The 15,992-nt window shown below is 51.2% G+C and carries 14 protein-coding genes and 1 tRNA gene; 3 read left to right on the plus strand and 12 right to left on the minus strand.

All coding sequences use genetic code 11. The features are described 5' to 3' along the window. Positions 1 to 306: 306 nt before the first annotated feature. The 7 genes from pgmB to ACYVJM_RS05745 all read right to left on the minus strand — a co-directional run bounded on the left by pgmB (position 307) and on the right by ACYVJM_RS05745 (position 8,262). The gene (pgmB, locus tag ACYVJM_RS05715) at positions 307 to 963 is read right to left on the minus strand and encodes a beta-phosphoglucomutase (RefSeq protein WP_461147736.1); all 657 of its coding nucleotides are present in this window, start codon (positions 961 to 963) and stop codon (positions 307 to 309) included. 42 nt (positions 964 to 1,005) lie between these two features. Then, the gene (locus ACYVJM_RS05720) at positions 1,006 to 1,737 is read right to left on the minus strand and encodes a DUF4386 domain-containing protein (RefSeq protein WP_461147232.1); all 732 of its coding nucleotides are present in this window, start codon (positions 1,735 to 1,737) and stop codon (positions 1,006 to 1,008) included. Positions 1,738 to 1,763: 26 nt separating this feature from the next. Further along, a complete protein-coding gene (locus tag ACYVJM_RS05725) occupies positions 1,764 to 2,213 on the minus strand; it encodes a hypothetical protein (RefSeq protein ID WP_461147233.1) in 450 nt (149 codons plus the stop codon). Between the two features lie 100 nt (positions 2,214 to 2,313). Continuing rightward, positions 2,314 to 3,930, minus strand: a complete 1,617-nt coding sequence (locus ACYVJM_RS05730; protein ID WP_461147234.1) for a glycoside hydrolase — start codon at positions 3,928 to 3,930, stop codon at positions 2,314 to 2,316. A gap of 146 nt (positions 3,931 to 4,076) precedes the next feature. After that, positions 4,077 to 4,640 (minus strand): Crp/Fnr family transcriptional regulator, encoded by a 564-nt coding sequence (locus ACYVJM_RS05735; protein WP_461147235.1) that lies wholly within the window; start codon positions 4,638 to 4,640, stop codon positions 4,077 to 4,079. Between the two features lie 73 nt (positions 4,641 to 4,713). Beyond that, positions 4,714 to 6,327, minus strand: a complete 1,614-nt coding sequence (locus ACYVJM_RS05740) for a sensor histidine kinase (RefSeq protein WP_461147236.1) — start codon at positions 6,325 to 6,327, stop codon at positions 4,714 to 4,716. Positions 6,328 to 6,414: 87 nt separating this feature from the next. Then, positions 6,415 to 8,262: a glycoside hydrolase family 13 protein gene (locus tag ACYVJM_RS05745; RefSeq protein ID WP_461147237.1), complete on the minus strand. Its 1,848-nt coding sequence runs from the start codon at positions 8,260 to 8,262 to the stop codon at positions 6,415 to 6,417. Between the two features lie 181 nt (positions 8,263 to 8,443). On the opposite strand from ACYVJM_RS05745, the gene ACYVJM_RS05750 reads away from it, so the two are divergent. The 3 genes from ACYVJM_RS05750 (at position 8,444) to ACYVJM_RS05760 (ending at position 12,127) form a co-directional block, all read left to right on the plus strand. Continuing rightward, complete coding sequence (locus ACYVJM_RS05750) at positions 8,444 to 10,168, plus strand: alpha-amylase family glycosyl hydrolase (RefSeq protein WP_461147238.1); 1,725 nt, start codon at positions 8,444 to 8,446, stop codon at positions 10,166 to 10,168. Between the two features lie 63 nt (positions 10,169 to 10,231). Beyond that, positions 10,232 to 11,104 (plus strand): N-acetylmuramoyl-L-alanine amidase-like domain-containing protein, encoded by an 873-nt coding sequence (locus tag ACYVJM_RS05755; protein WP_461147239.1) that lies wholly within the window; start codon positions 10,232 to 10,234, stop codon positions 11,102 to 11,104. Between the two features lie 42 nt (positions 11,105 to 11,146). Next, on the plus strand, positions 11,147 to 12,127 hold the full coding sequence (locus tag ACYVJM_RS05760) for a hypothetical protein (RefSeq protein WP_461147240.1): 981 nt from the start codon (positions 11,147 to 11,149) through the stop codon (positions 12,125 to 12,127). A gap of 269 nt (positions 12,128 to 12,396) precedes the next feature. Here the strand turns inward: ACYVJM_RS05760 and ACYVJM_RS05765 are convergent, their stop codons facing one another. The 5 genes from ACYVJM_RS05765 to ACYVJM_RS05785 all read right to left on the minus strand — a co-directional run bounded on the left by ACYVJM_RS05765 (position 12,397) and on the right by ACYVJM_RS05785 (position 15,857). Further along, positions 12,397 to 13,992 carry a S53 family peptidase gene (locus tag ACYVJM_RS05765; protein ID WP_461147241.1) on the minus strand — a complete coding sequence of 532 codons (1,596 nt, stop codon included), beginning with the start codon at positions 13,990 to 13,992 and terminating at the stop codon, positions 12,397 to 12,399. A 117-nt stretch (positions 13,993 to 14,109) separates the two neighbouring features. Continuing rightward, on the minus strand, positions 14,110 to 14,523 hold the full coding sequence (locus ACYVJM_RS05770; RefSeq protein WP_461147242.1) for an EamA family transporter: 414 nt from the start codon (positions 14,521 to 14,523) through the stop codon (positions 14,110 to 14,112). 232 nt (positions 14,524 to 14,755) lie between these two features. Further along, positions 14,756 to 14,971 (minus strand): hypothetical protein, encoded by a 216-nt coding sequence (locus ACYVJM_RS05775; protein ID WP_461147243.1) that lies wholly within the window; start codon positions 14,969 to 14,971, stop codon positions 14,756 to 14,758. A 168-nt stretch (positions 14,972 to 15,139) separates the two neighbouring features. Then, the gene (locus tag ACYVJM_RS05780) at positions 15,140 to 15,721 is read right to left on the minus strand and encodes a hypothetical protein (RefSeq protein WP_461147244.1); all 582 of its coding nucleotides are present in this window, start codon (positions 15,719 to 15,721) and stop codon (positions 15,140 to 15,142) included. Positions 15,722 to 15,773: 52 nt separating this feature from the next. Next, positions 15,774 to 15,857: transfer RNA gene (locus ACYVJM_RS05785), tRNA-Thr, on the minus strand. Positions 15,858 to 15,992 lie beyond the last annotated feature (135 nt).

Genomic DNA, 15,992 nt, shown 5'->3' on the forward strand with positions numbered 1-15,992 from the left:
TCTGCCAACATTCAACATCAACAAACCCATCAGTAGAAAGCAGGCCAGTAACAATACCGCCGATGATACCGGCCACTAGTCAGGCAGCAGAAGGGGCTCCGGAAGCGAGCGCAATAACCAGACAAAACAGCAAGCCCGTCAGAAAAACTGACGGGCTTGCTGCTAGATCATTCGGAAAATAGGCCGTCCGATATCCTTGAAAGGTGCGAAGGGGATCAGTACGTGGTATTTACTTTTAGTAAGCCCGGTATCAATAGAAGTTGAGTTTAGCAAAAGCCACCAACGGGTTAAAAAGCATACCTGAACTTATTCAGCCTTCGATAACACTTCTTGTACGGTCAGGCTTTCCAGCGAGGGGGCAACCAGATCAGCTTGCGTCAACACATCGGCAGCGCCCAGGCCAACCACAAACATACCTGCCCGTTTACCGGCTTCGACACCCGCCACGGCATCTTCAAAAACGACGCACTCCGCGGGACTTACCTCAAGTTCGTCGGCCCCTTTCGTAAATACTTCCGGGTCCGGTTTACCCTTGCTGATCTTCGTTCCATCGATAATGGCATCGAAAGCCTGTGTCATACCAATGCGCTCCAGAATAAGGGGAGCATTCTTACTGACCGAGCCAAGCGCCGTCTGTAAACCGGCTTTTCGAACCTGGGAGAAAAACGTGGCTACTCCGGGCAGTATATCGTCGGAGTTCATCCGGCTGACAAGTTCGAGATACCACTCATTTTTCTGAGCGGCCAATTCCGTTTTTTTCTCGTCGGGCAAGGTCAATCCTCCGTGCGCGAGTATAAGGTCGAGCGACTCCATTCGGCTTACGCCTTTAAGGCGCTCATTAAACTCCTCGGAAATATCGAAGCCGAGTTCATTGGCCAGCCGCTTCCAAGCCTGATAGTGGAAGATAGCGGTATCAACGATGACCCCGTCGAGGTCGAAAAGAAAGGCTTTTATCTGACTCATTTTGGGCTTTATCTGCTTAATAAGGCGCAAAGGTAGGCAGATTTAAGTAAGTGCGACTATCTGTTTCTGCCGACTCAACCGCAGAAATTGAACACCAATAACCAAAAGCCAGACGAGCCAGAGGGTACTCCCAATCAAGCCAGCCAAATCCCAAACCGGGAAACCCGTTATAACCGTTGCCACTAACTCTCCCTGCGCCAGCACATACACCGCCGACGCCACATAGCCGAGTAAGCTCACCCATCTTGAAAAAAGGCCAAGCCGCTCGAAAGCCAACGACAGCAATATCGTCCAGATAATTGTGAGCAGCTGGCCCAGGTGCTCACCCAGTACTACCCCCCCGAACTGGTGAATGGTCTGAAACGCAACGACACTGGCAGCCCGGATAGCGGGGTCGGTGGCATGAACGTAGGTAGAGGCCAGCACCGGCACGACAAACGTCCAGCGCAGCAAACCAATGATTTGTAAGAAACCCGACACAACCCCCAGCGTAGTTGCCCATCGAACGAAATAGACTTTCGTTTCCAACCGCTGCCCGAGTAGTACATAAGCGATCAGGAGCGGAAACCCGGAGACGGCGAATGCCCACCAGGTGGCAACGAGTGTAGGGCCGCCAGCCAGAAAATGCATCAGTACAACGCCGGGGTCCTGCCGCAGAATAGCGGGATAGTCGAAAATGAGGGTCAGGACAATGTAGGGAATAAGTACCAGTACAGCGCCGGATACGAACAACCAGCCAATGAGCCGGTAAGACGGCAATGCAGTCGTTTTCATGATGACAAGTTTTTAGCGTTGACAGGTTACCAGGCGAATGAATAGCTAATCCCCGGTGTCGGGTTGATTTTCAGATCCAGGCCCGGGGAGGCCAGTGCAGCTACGCCTATCCGGAAATTGAGCCCCTGCCAGACCATCCAGCGAAAGCCCACTTCGGCCATGGCTCCGTTCATACCTTCGTAGTCCCGATCCAGCCCCCGAACGTACGACCCGGACGCGTAAAAAGAAGATGGATTCGGTCGTTGCCCAACGGGTAGAAACCAGTACGTAAGCCCCGCTCGGCCAAATGATGTTGTAACGCCCGAAGTAAAGTTGGTAGGGTAATACCCAGCGTGAACGGAAACGTGACTACGCCGATATTCGAGCCCGATAGACGGGTTGCGAAACCCATTTAAACTGATCTCATTGCGGGAAAACCGCTGAGCATATAAGGGAATGGATACGGTTATAAAAACACCTAAAACCAGCCGTTTCATATCATCTATTTGGTTAAATCTGATGGTACAAAGTTGGCTGGCTCCCCGGCGAAACTACTGGACAAATGTCTAATTCGTACGTTGTCCTTCTTTTCAGGAGTTATTGATAACTACCCACTAATGTGACAACCGATTTAGGTTCCAGTTGAATAACGCCGGACGAAACGACAGACTTTGCCAGTGTTTTCGATTCGCTGGTGGTGTAAGACGCAAAGCGGTTGTTCCGGATGGACGGGCCTTTGAAGGGTAAAGTTTTGGCCGTAGGCGTCATGTTGATGCAAACCAGGACCAGTTGCTTACGGCGCTCGTCTTTGTAGGCCGACACCATGCATTGGCTGGCTTCTTTAACGGGATCGCTATCGGCCAAATGAACGGCGATGCGCTTCATACCGGGCCGCACAAAGCGGGCGTAATTTCCAAACGCCCATAATTGTCTGGAGTCGACCACTTGCCCATCGGTCCGGGCGTTATCGTGATTTCGGTAAGCACCGTCGGGGCCGTTGATATAAACCAGCCCGTCGCTGTAATTATAGGGATTGATGGCCAGCCACCACTGCCAGGAAGTGACATTCGCAACCGTCAGGTCGTTGTGGATGACTTTAGCAACATACAGGCCGTAATCCATCGTGGTATGGCGCGGGCCACCATTGTACTGCCCGCAAATGTCGCCCAATACACCAAACTCACTTTGCCACAACATCGGGCTCCCAACCGCTTTTGCGCGCTGGGCAGCTTTCCGGCGAACATCCACCAGCGTCGAATCCCGGCAGGTTGTAAAGTAGCTGTGATACGCCCAAACCGGCTCAACATTTGGTAACTTCATAACAGCCGGGGCTTCTGTGGGGGCAAAGAAATAATCCAGCTGACGCCCCCGGCCACTCTCTGCTTTCGCATATAAAAAGTCGAGTTGAGCCGTTTCTCCCGTTACGATACTGGTTTTGGATTTCCGCTGAGAAAGCTTCGCCGACAAGGTTTGCGTGACGGCGGCAATATCAGCGTTTTCGGCAGGTGAACCTTCCTGCTTGGCCCGTCCGTTTTTTTCGGCCATCCAGTCCCACTGCGGTTCATTGATAGGGCTCAGGTAATCGAGTTTGAAGTGATCGGCGACCGTTGTCAGGAAGTCGGCGAAGGGGGCCATTGCGGTAGGTTTGAGATTAAACGAGCGCCCCCCCGGCGAAAAAGCCTTGCCGTTACGCGTCATCTGAACGGGTGCCGAGTTGGTGAACCCCAGCGCGTAACGTACGCCCCGTCGACGGGCAGCCTGCAAAAACCACTGACTCCCTGCCTGTTTAGTCCAGTTGTAACGACCGTCCGGGCTCAAAAAACACTCCTCGCGACGCCAGCTATCCGTAATGGAACTACTATCGCCCTGTTCGAAGCTTCCGGCTCCGATATTGATCCGCCACAACGACAGCCCGATTCCCTTTGGCTGCCCGTTAGACAGGGTATCCAGACTGAACAATAGATCGGCAATTTGATTTTTCTTGGTCTCGTCCTTCCATTTGCCGATGTACTTTGCCGACCAGCAGTCCGATGCACCAAAACTATGGATGGTCTGAAACTCCTCCTGCAGATTAACGATTACGGGTTCGTCAGCAGGCACGCCCAGCCCCCACCCCGACCTGTCTTTCAATGGAAGTACTGGCTCAAGGATGGAAACATTACTGCTTAAGCCAGTGAGCAGGATGAGCAGGGTCAGAGCAAGGATTGGTCTCATTGATACGAGTCGTTTGAATAGAATCTACCCTCTAAATTTACAAACTGCTCCTATTCTACTGAGTGCTCCCTCATTTTTCATCAAAAACGACTCAGGTTGTGAACTGCAGGCGAGATTGCGCCAGCGTTCTGATCGTTAAACCTGTTTTACCGAATCTGGCCCCGAATACGGCTCAGATGCCGTGGCGTTACCCCCAAAATGGATGCCAGATGGTGAAGTGGCACGTCCTGCAGCAGGTGCGGTTCTTCGGCTATCAATCGTTGATAACGCTCTTCGGCAGTGAGTGTGAGTAAGTTGAATCGACTCTGGTCGATGCAGCTGATCTGCTCCTCCAAAATGCCGACATAAAAGCTTTCGAAGGAGGTGACCTCCCGCCGAAGTTGATCAAAAGACGATTTATGAATGACCCAGATGATACTATCCGTGAGCGCCCGGATGGATTCACGGGCGGGTCGTTGCTTTAGAAAACTGCTCAGCGAAACCAAAAAACCACCCGAACCGGTCGTATAGGTGGTGATCTCCTCGCCGTCCCGTGTGCAGAAATACTGAAATAACCCCTGCTCGACAAAACCTAACTGCTGGCTAATCTGCCCTTCGCACAGATAGAAACTACCCTTTGTCAACTCCTGCCGTGTAAACGCTTGAGCAATGGCCGTCTGCTGATCCGCATTGAAACCATTTCCGGCAAAAAACAAGCGTAACTGTTCCATCGCTAGTAAGAATTCATAAAACGGATTTTCCGAACCGCTGTCACGACTAGCCACCAGCGCAATACCTTGCTAATCAAGCAGTATAAGCTGGCAGATAGATTGTAAAGGTAGTGCCTTTCTCCGGCTCACTCTGCACGCGAATGGCGCCGTCGTGTTGCTCAACAACTTTTTTGACCACGGCCAGACCGACACCGGTACCCTCAAATTCCTCCCGACTGTGTAAGCGTTTGAAGACTTCAAACACAAGATCGGCGTGTTTCTGGTCGAAACCAATACCATTATCGGCTACACGAATTACCCAGAATGACTCATTCTCGACCAAGTCCTGTTGGACATCGATGGGTAAATTTACACGTCGTTTCTGCTGCGCCGAGACGGTAATAACCGGAGGCACGGGGAGACCAGCCTCATCGGTTTTATAAAATTTAAGGGCGTTGGACAGTAAATTTTGGAAGAGTTGCCGCAACTGAAACCGGTCGCCGATAAGATCGGGCAACGGTTGTTGACTACCCGAACCCAGTTCGATTCGGGCTTTCGTATGCTCAATCGGATGCCAGAGGTCCTCAATGATGTCTTCGAGCAATTTTGTCAGCGAAAAAGGCCGAAACATCTCGCGCTGGGACGTAATCCGCGAATAGTCGAGTAAGTCCCGAATGAGTGAGGACATCCGCTCGGCAGACGACTGCATGCGCTCGATCATGTGCTGGCCCTCTTTATCCAATAGGGGCGAATACTGTTCTTTCAGGATATCGCCAAATGCCTGGATTTTTCGGAGCGGCTCCTGCAAATCATGGGATGCAATGTAAGCGAAGGATTGCAGGTTTTCGTTCGATCGTTTGAGTTCGGTGTTGGCCGCTTCGAGTTGTTGCCGATAGTGCCGGTTCTCGGAGATGTTCATGTTCAAAATGACTACCCCATCGCCCGACTTCGCAGTCCTGCGGAGCCACCACTGTTCGCCAATGTTAAACTCGGTCAAGTCGGGTTCACCCGTTTCGACCACCCGAATGTATTTCTCCAGGTCCTGTTCCAACTGATCCGGTGTGGCCACCTGAAGAAACGTTTGCGTCATGATTGGCTCGGTCAGATCACCCCACATAAGCTTGGCGCGCCGATTGGCCATCATTGTCCGGAAATCGATAATCTGATTATCCGAATCCCGAATAGCTGTGTGGAGCGATATAGCCGCCTGAACATGGTCGAGCACCGTCTGAAACAAGTCGCTCTGTCGCTTTAAAGCCAGTTCAGCCTGCTTACTGTCGGTCACGTTCATAAACGTAACCACAACGGTTTCCGGCTCCTGAAGTACGGCCGATACGGTAAACCAGGCTTCCAGCCCTTTGTCATCTTTGTAATACTGCGTGGTCTGCTCCGGCTCTCCGGTCGTAACAACCCGTACGTAAGTGTCAAACAGACCCGATTCAAGATTACCGGGAAACGTGTCCAGCAGCCGGGTGCCGATAATCTGCTCGGGTGTCATGGCCAAACTCTGCACAACTGACTTATTGGCTGTTTGCATTCGGAAATCCACGATTTGGCCTCTGGCATCCCGCATCGCGGTCATGGACACGATACTATTCAGCGACGCATCGAAGGCAGCCAATGCCAAACGGACCGCTTCGGGAGACCGGTTTGATACACCCGTAGAAGTCCACTCATTATTTAGCTCAGGGACAGATGAAGGGACCATTCTTTGACTCGTTTTGAAAAAGGGTTGCCACGTCTGTGAATAGTAGTCGGATCATTCGGGAACGCGGCAACTAAAAAAACAGGTTTCTTACTTGATCAACTCCAGTACCAGTGCAGATTTAGCTGGCAGCTTAATCATAGCCAGGTTAGTTAACTGATTGTCTGTCTGTATGTTTCTGGCAGCGACAAATCCCTTCATACGTTCAACAAATCGGGATGTATCGAGCGATATCTCTTTATCGCTGGTATTAGACGCCACCATAACGGTTTTGGTAACGTCGTGCCGGAAGTAGACGTATGTTCCTTCCTGTGGCACAAACTGCGTGAGTTTTCCGGATTGCAGAACCGGATTGTTACGTCGATAAGTAGCCAGTTTACGAACAAACTGAAAGGCTTCATTTTCCCGGTCACTTCGTCCGGCTGCTTCGAACTTGTTTTCTTTAGCGCCCGGAAAACCGCCCGGAAAGTCCTTCCTTACTTCAGCGTCACTCGGGTTTTTGGTGCCTTTCATCAAAATTTCCGTTCCATAATACCAATGAGGAATACCCCGCATAGTCAGCAGCCACGTAACGCCCATCTTATACTTATCGAAATCATCTCCAATTACCGACAGATAGCGGTCGGTGTCGTGGTTTTCCAGAAACGTAACCAGCTTGTTGGGATCAGCGTAGACATCGTCCTGGGCGAGTACCTGATGGATGCGGTTTACGCCCGAGTCCCAATCAAATCGCTGATTCAGCGCGTCGTTGAACGCATTGTACAGTACGAAGTCCAGCGCCCCTGGCTGGTTACTTTTAAACGGAAAACCAATGGTATTTTTCACAAAAAATGCCTGACCAACCGGATTGTTGACCACCGATTCGCCAAAGAGGTGAATGGCTGGGTATTCGTCCATAAGGGCTTTATTGCAGCGATTCAGAAAGGCGAGGTCGTTGTACTTATAGGTGTCGATACGCCAGGCATCCAGGCTGAACATTTCCGTAGACCAGATGGCGTGCTGGATCAGGAAGTTCGCTACGTATGGATTTCGCTGGTTCAAATCGGGGAGAAACGGCGTAAACCAGCCATCGAGCAGCGTTTTTTTGTCGGCCATAGCGCCGTGTGGATCATAAAGGGATTGTTCTTTGTGGGTTGAGCCGGTGTAAGTCGGCCACACGTTGACCCAGTCCTGCATGGGTTTGTCCTTGAAGAACCAGTGGTCATCACTGATGTGGTTGTAGACCGCATCCTGCACGAGTTTCATGCCCCGTTTGTGGAGGGCGGCTGCCAGTTCCACGTAGCCAGCAATGCCGCCAAACCGCTTGTCGATCTGATAATGATCAGTAAAATGGTAGCCGTGATAACCAGCCTGATTTCGGTCCGGTCCTTCTTTCTTGAGCGTTTCGTCGTTATCGATGACGGGCGTAAGCCAGAGTGCCGTAACACCGAGGTCTTTTAAATAATCGAGGTGGTTGATAATTCCCTTAAAATCGCCCCCATGCCGCAGGTACGGGTTTTTCGTGTCGGCCTGTGTGTCGAGCATATCCGGAAATTTATCATTGGACGGATCACCGTTGGCAAATCGGTCGGGCATGATGAGATAGATAAAATCGGCCGCCGTCACCCCCTGCCCTTTCGGCGATTTGTCGCGGGCTTTCAGCTCAAACGGCTGGGTAATGGTCTGCCCTCCGCCCTTCCCCACAATCGTTAGCGTCCCGGCTTTGGCCGTTGGCGCAATCGTTAGATCCAGAAATGCATAATTCGGATTTTCGACCTTATTCGCTTTTACCAGTTTTACGCCGGCATAGTTGATGGTGTAGGTAAGGCTCCCCGCATTTGGGCCGTAGATCAGGAGTTGCAGATTAGGGTTTTTCATGCCAACCCACCAGTTGGTTGGGTTGACGCGCTGAATTCGGGGGCTCTGTGCCCTGGCTGAAGGCAAGCTTGTAAGAAGCATAACCACCAGTAAAAAATATATTCGTATAGTGAGTTGATTAGGCATGAACGTGTTGATTTCTAATTCTGACTAAAAATAATGCAACAATAACGCAAAAATAACTCAGGATTTTCGGCAAAAAAGGGCATAGTTTTGCGTCTGCATCCCGAAAGGTCATTGTATCCTGCTTTACGCTGAATCTATGCATACGCTCTCCGTTGTCCCGGTCATGGATAAACTGATTATCTATCAGATTTTTACCCGTCTATTTGGTAACCAAAAAACCACCAACATACCTAATGGCACGTATGCAGAAAACGGGGCGGGGAAGTTCAATGACATCAACGAGGCCGCGCTGCAATCGATCCGGCAGTTTGGCGTCTCGCACGTCTGGTTTACCGGGATCGTGGAGCATGCTACCCAAACCGACTACTCCGCATTTGGCATCAGGCCCGACGATCCAGCCGTTGTAAAAGGGCGGGCAGGTTCCCCATATGCCGTTAAAGATTATTACGATGTCGACCCCGACATGGCCGTTGATGTACCCAATCGGATGGCCGAATTTGAGGCCCTTGTCGATCGCACCCACGCTCACGGTCTGAAGGTGATCATCGACTTTGTTCCGAACCATGTAGCCCGCCAGTACGGGTCGGATGCCAGACCCGCCGGCGTTATTGATTTAGGGGAGAGAGACGACACGTCGGTTCATTTTTCGCCAAACAATAATTTTTATTACCTGCCCGGCGAAACCTTCGTTTCTCCGGAAGCAGGGCGCAGTTATCCCAACGGAACGCCCATTCGTGAGTTTCCGGCCAAAGTGACCGGCAGCGGCTCCATTACGGCCCGACCCGACATCAACGACTGGTACGAAACCGTAAAGCTCAATTATGGCCTCAACGTGTTCGACGGGAGCCGTCAGTTCGACCCTGTTCCAGATACCTGGCACAAGATGCTCGATATTCTGCTCTTCTGGTCGGCCAAAGGGGTCGACGGGTTTCGATGCGACATGGCGCACATGGTTCCGGTCGAGTTCTGGCACTGGGCCATTGGACGGGTCAAGCGGCAGTATCCGCAAATGATTTTCATCGCCGAAATCTACGATCCGAGCCTGTACCGCTCCTATATTTTTGAAGGGGGCTTCGATTATCTGTACGATAAGGTAGGGCTGTACGATTCGCTCCGGCGGCTCATGGAAGGCCACGGCTCCTGCTATGAGCTCACCCGTGTGTGGCAGCAGGAGTCCGGCGATTTCGCCCAACACATGCTCCGGTTTCTGGAAACTCACGACGAACAGCGCATCGCTTCGCGCTTTTTTGCCAACGATCCCTGGGCCGCAGTACCCGCCATGACACTCGCAGCTACTATGCACACCGGTCCAGCGCTGCTCTACTTCGGGCAGGAAGTTGGGGTTCGGGCCGAAGGAGCTGAAGGATTTAGTGGAGACGATGGCCGGACCACTATATTTGATTACTGGGGACTGCCTGAATGGCAGGGCTGGCTCAATGGAGGTCGGTATGATGGAGCCGGACTCACCGACGACCAACGTAATCTGCGTGCATTTTACCAACGGCTAAACCACCTCGTCAACGGTTCCGATGCCATTCAGAACGGCTATTTCTATGACCTGCAATATGTAAATGATAATGGGCAAAGCACCGGCTACGACGCGCACCAGGTGTATAGTTATCTGCGGTTTACTGATCGGCAGAAATTGCTGATCGTCTGTAACTTTTCCCAGCACCAATCGTACGAAACGACCATTACGATTCCGGAGGCCGCTTTTGATGCGATGGGTTTAAACTCTTCCAGGACGTTGCGCCTGTGCGATATCTTCCTGACAGATATACAGTTTGAAGCTGTTGGACGCCGTGGAATTCCTTTGGAACTCCCCCCGCGAAGTGTTCGGGTGCTGGAAATTAAATTGTAGATTTGTAGTACTTTTCAGTTGTGTCTACGTCAATAGATTACAGCCGAAGATTGCTGCTCTTCTATGATAAAACTGTTTACTACTCTTTTCCTGTCTTTTTTTTCACTCGTTGTTCAGGCGCAGGATACAACATCCAGCGACTTCCGCTCGCTGACCCTCACAACGGGCAAAACACCTGCCGAAACCGCCATACTCATCGGAAAGCAATTTCTGAGAAGGCCCTACGCCCCCTACACGCTCGATCAGACACCCACCGAACAGTTGGTTGTCAACTTCCGCGAGTTTGATTGTACAACCTATCTGGAGAGTGTTCTGGCGCTGACGCTCGCCCTGCATGATGTCGGCTACAAACCGGGTACCTCCCTTTTGGAGCAGAGCTTTCGAAACTACCTTACCCGGTTCCGGTACCGAAACGGCCGCATTGATGGGTACGCCAGCCGACTGCATTACTTCTCCGACTGGCTGCGCGATAATGAACGGAAGGGGCTGATCACCGATGTAAGCAACGAACTGCCCGGTAAAATTACGGTTGCCAAACCCGTTTCGTACATGACGTCGGCTATGTACAAGTACCCCCAGCTGCGTGACCTGAACACGTTTAAACAGGTAGCACTTACCGAAGCCTCCCTGAGCCAGCAGACCTTCTCCTTCATTCCGGTTAAGCACATCCGGCAGGCAGAAGCTCAGTTACAGGACGGTGACATTGTTATGCTACTGGCGGCAAGACCGGGTCTTGATATGCGCCATGTCGGGCTTGCCGTTCGACAGCCCAATGGGCGGATGCATCTTTTGCACGCATCTTCCGATCAGGGTACAGTCGTCATTTCGACTTACCCAATAAGCGATTATGTTTTGTTGCACAAACGGCTATCGGGTATCCGGGTAGCCCGTCTGCGTACCAACACAGTACCTGCCGTGGCGGTGGGCGGGAAGTAACAGTCCGGCCGCAACGAGCGTCAGGCGTCTCAGACTATGCAAATGAAATTAACTCATGTAGGGGCCTTTGTGCTTGTCGGGCTCATCTTTGCCTGTAGTCAGGTCAGCCACAATGCGCTTTTTAAGACGCTGGGATTAGTTACGTACCTATCAGTTGTAACGCCTGAAGATTCCGCTGTTCGCTACACCCCCGATGCTCTAAAGGTCGATACAACGCTTTTCATAAAACCCCGGCTTGTCGGCACGTTGACCGATCCATCGCTGATCGAAGCTTCCGGGCTCGCGCCGAGCCGTGCGAATCCGGGTTTCCTCTGGATTCAGGAAGACTCCGGGAATGCGAATCAAATTCAACTGCTGACCAAAACGGGAGGTATAAGTGCCCGCTACATCCTCGATGGCCTGATTAATCATGATTGGGAGGATATAGCAACCGGTCCTGGCCCTTTAGTGGGCAAAACCTACATTTATCTGGCTGAAATTGGCGATAACAATTTTAAACACGACCAGAAAATCATTTACCGTTTTCCGGAGCCCTCCCTAACCGAGAAGAAGGTACCTGTCACAGAACGCATTACCTCGGTCGATGCGCTCCGGTTCAAACTGCCGGACGGCCCCCAGAATGCCGAAGCCCTCCTGCTGGACCCAATCACGAAAGACCTGTTTATCTTGTCGAAAGGCCGGTATTCAACCGTGTACAAGGCTTCCTACCCGCAGCCCGTTAACCAGCCTGCCATGATGACTCGTGTGCTCAGCCTGCCTTTCGAAAAAGTAACGGGAGCCGCCATCTCCGGAGATGGCAGCGAGATCTTGATCCGTACGTATAAAAAACTCTTTTACTACAAACGACACCCGCACGAATCCGTTGTTGATGCCCTTAAACGCGAGCCCGTCCTGATACCGCTTGCCGACGAGCCCCAGGGGGAAGCCGTTTGTTGGGCAGCCGATGGGTCAGGCTACTACACGACATCGGAGCGCATCTTCTTCACCCCTCAGAACCTGTATTTCTACCAACGCAAAAAGTGAGCCTGGCCGTAACAATTTAATAACATGTTCTTTTTCAGGCGTTCGCTTACTTTTGCAACAGACCAAGCGATAACTAACTGGATGGCAAGAAATTGGATTAATGAGTTAATGAATCTGGTAGGCGGGAATAGCCGTTATGTCCATTATTCACGCTTTTGGCAACTTGTCTTCATCCTGCTCTTACTCGTGCTGCTGATTATCCCGGTTCTACTGTATCACTTCAATTGATTTTCGTGGCGGGCACACGATCGGAATAGAGTACAATCGGGTTAAGCAATGGGTGCACTGGTTAAAACACCGGCTAATTTCTTGCCATCGGCAACGCCAAGCCCGGTACAGGCATCCCAACCCGAAGTCGCCGAATAGCCTTTATTCCCTGTTGTTGTACTATTATTTCCCTGGGTAATATCTCTAAATACCCCCGTATTGGTGTAAATGAGGGGATGGATAAACCCAACGGCTTTACCCCGCTGCTGGTTGATAAGGGCAATTAGTCCGGCCATGAGGGGAGCCACTGCACTTGTCCCTCCAAACACGAGGTTACTACCATCAACCCGCACGGCATAGCCCGTAGCAGGGTCCGCCACGGCAGCTACATCCGGAACACCCCGACCGATTCGGGTTTTATCGTTAACGGATGGCGGAACATGGCTTTTCTGTTGGTAATCAGGCAGGTCGAACACGTCGCTGATGCCGCCCCCCGTTGCGCTGGTTTTGCTTTCGTGCCAAACCACTTCCGACGCTATAGTGCTGTCGCTGGCCGTGAGTTTTGTACCGCCACAAGCCAGCACAAACGGGCTCGAAGCCGGAAAGTCAACGTGTGCTTTCCCATCGCCCACACTATCGTCGGAGCCGGTATCGCCCGCAGCGGCACACACGGTTATACCCAAAGCCGCTGCTGCCTGAAAGGCTTGATTAAACGACGTTAGCGCCTGGGGCGTCCAGTTGCTTTCGGCGGCTCCCCAACTAATGGAAATGACCGACGGCTTATTCTTCGTATCGTGCATAGCCGTCGTAATGGCATCCAAAAAACCCTGATCGGTATTGGGAGCAAAATAAACCACTATTTTTGCCCCCGGTGCCACACCACCCGCAACGTCTATATCGAGCATGACCTCACCGTCGGCGCTATCCGCAGTACTGGGTGAGTTGTGCCCTCCATCAACCGACACGGCAACGACAGTCGGTGGTTTGAGTCCGAGGCTACTAAAATACGTTTTAATGTCCGCCGTACGAAAACCGCCCCCTAATTCAATAATGGCAATGCATTGTCCCTTACCGGTCACCCCAGTCGGGAAATTATAAAGCTTTGCCAATTGAGGTGGTGTATAGGAAATACCTCCCGCCCTAGGGGCCACCTTTCCCCCGCTTTCCGGCTTATATACCTGAAAGTGCGCCCGTGCCTGTGGCCGGTCGTCCAGTCCAAACACGCCCTCAATATGCCCGACCAGTTCGACAGGTACGTTGATAACGCCGGTTCGACCCCGAAACACGGTCCCGTCAGCCATCCGGTAATTGGCAAGCGACACCCCAAAAGCCTGCTCCATTTGCGCCACCGTTCCCCGCAACAAGACGCTGCGCCGGGCAAGACTCTGTTCTACCAGACTCAGGTCATAAGCGCTGGCGAAGGCTTCAATCTGCCTGACAATGGCCGGATCAGCTCCGAATCGACTGGCATATTCACTTCGGCTGACAACCTCCGTTACGGAATCGCCCGTGTTTACCAGTGGGTCTAATGTCCTTTTGCGACGAATCCGTATGGTAACGGTCAGGACTTCATGCGGGTCAAGCGTTTGCAGGGGGGTAGCGTTGGGAACAGTCTTTTCGCTGCCGGGTAGTGGAACGAGTTGATCAAAAGCGCTCATAACGGAGAAGTTCGGGGTTTACACAATCAGCTTAGTCCTTTACTAACGAATTTCAGCCGCTTTTGTCGGATTAAAAATTCAGTAAAAACAGGGCTGAAAAGGACCCACATACTTCTGTTACAAGATCAACACCAGGGTACCACCGATTATCAGGACGGCGCCCAGAGCGGCTTTCCAGGTCAGTACTTCACCCAAAAACAAAACCGACAACAAAATCGCTATGGCTACGCTGAGCTTATCGACCGGTGCCACCTGCGACACCTTACCCAGTTGAAGCGCTTTAAAATAGAAAATCCAGGATAGTCCCGTTGCTCCGCCGGACAGGGTAAGAAAAACCCAGTTCTGCCTCGTTAGGCCGGGTAGAGAATCCAGTCCGCCCCGGTAAAAGACAATGCCCCAGGCCACTAGCAAAATAACAACGGTACGAATGGCAGTCGCCAGATTTGTGTCAACCCCTTTGATGCCGATTTTTGCTAATAAGGCCGTTAGGGCAGCAAAAAAGGCCGAAAGTAATGCGTATATCCACCACATAATTTACCAGTTCAAATGCTTAGGCATAACGACCCAATAGCTGAGCTGTTCAAAGTAGCATTACCAGCCGAGATGTACTCTATTAAAGCATGATAATGTCATTCAATAGATAAACGCGCTTCACCGGTGACCGGGGTAGTTTTACCAGGGTCTAAACACCATCTACCAACCTATCGATAAATGCCCGGCCTGCCTTTGTAGGTTGGGTATTTTTTTATTGTTCATTAATACGTTACGGCTCTGTTTTCGCACTGGCTTCCAGCTTCTCCCTAATTCGTCGTAATGTGTCTCTACTGGCACCGTCTCCCGCTCGAAGGCCGATGATCGCCAGATCGACGGTACTTTTCAAGTTGAATGTTGACTCCCAGGCGGATATCTGGAAGTAGCCTTTGGGGGGTAATTTTCGACCTGTGAAGAAGGTAATTAATTTTTCGTCGGCACTATTCATACGACAAAAATACGTGCCAGGTTGCGCCCATATTGTCCCAAAAACGGCTATCTGATTTAGTGGAACAGAGTTATAAACGATTTATGAGGTTAAGACCTTAAGACTCAGCCGCTAGATTTTTGGCATTGTTTTTATTTTTCCAGGCTCCGCGGTGCGTGTAACGGCCTTTCAGGGCAACCCGTTCAGGAAGGAATCAATGGAGGGGTCGGCATACTTCAGTTCACAGTCAGATGCCAGCGCATTTAATCGCTGACCGGTAATAACCAGCTTTCGTTTATTCTCCAGCTCGCACGTGGCCGTGTACCCTGACGATTGCACAACCAGTGCCAATATATCATTCTGCTGCCACAGAGTACCCTTAATGACTAATGGCTTCTCTTTAGAGCAAAGCACGACTCGGCGGTCGGGCTTTTGCGTTCCCGCTCCAAATTTTTTCGTAAAAACCCGTTCGAGTTCATCACTGTAATGGCAGGACAGCTTGAATAAGCGATTATCGTAAAAATACAGGTTGACATCTGTAATGACCACACCCTCAATTACGGCACTCACGGCTTTAAATGAACGAATGTGCGTGCAGGGCAGGGCTATCGTTCCTTTCACATAGGATTGGTCATCTTCCGTAAATTCACTCTCATTGAGCGAATCCGGGCTTGTAACAAGCAGTTGCAGCGTTCCCAAACCGATAGGGCTGATTTGGGCTGTCAACTGTTTAAACTGAAAAAGCAGGAGAAGGATGAGCCAGTGTTTCATACAAACATGAAAAAGCCACTTAACATTTCTGCTAAGTGGCTGATTTCTAGTGAGCCAGTGGAGGGATTCGAACCCCCGACGCGCTTGCGCATCCTGATTACAAATCAGGCGGAATCGACCGCTATCCGACACTGGCGACTCCTTATTTTAATTCGTTTCCGAATCGTGATGCAAAAGTAGGCTTTTTCGCTCTTTTGTGCAAGTAGAGGCACTAAAAGTAAAAACTTTTTTTGACAGGATGCCGAATTGAAACGCTAACATGATGGCAATC

It is taken from the genome of Spirosoma pulveris (genome assembly GCF_054781875.1).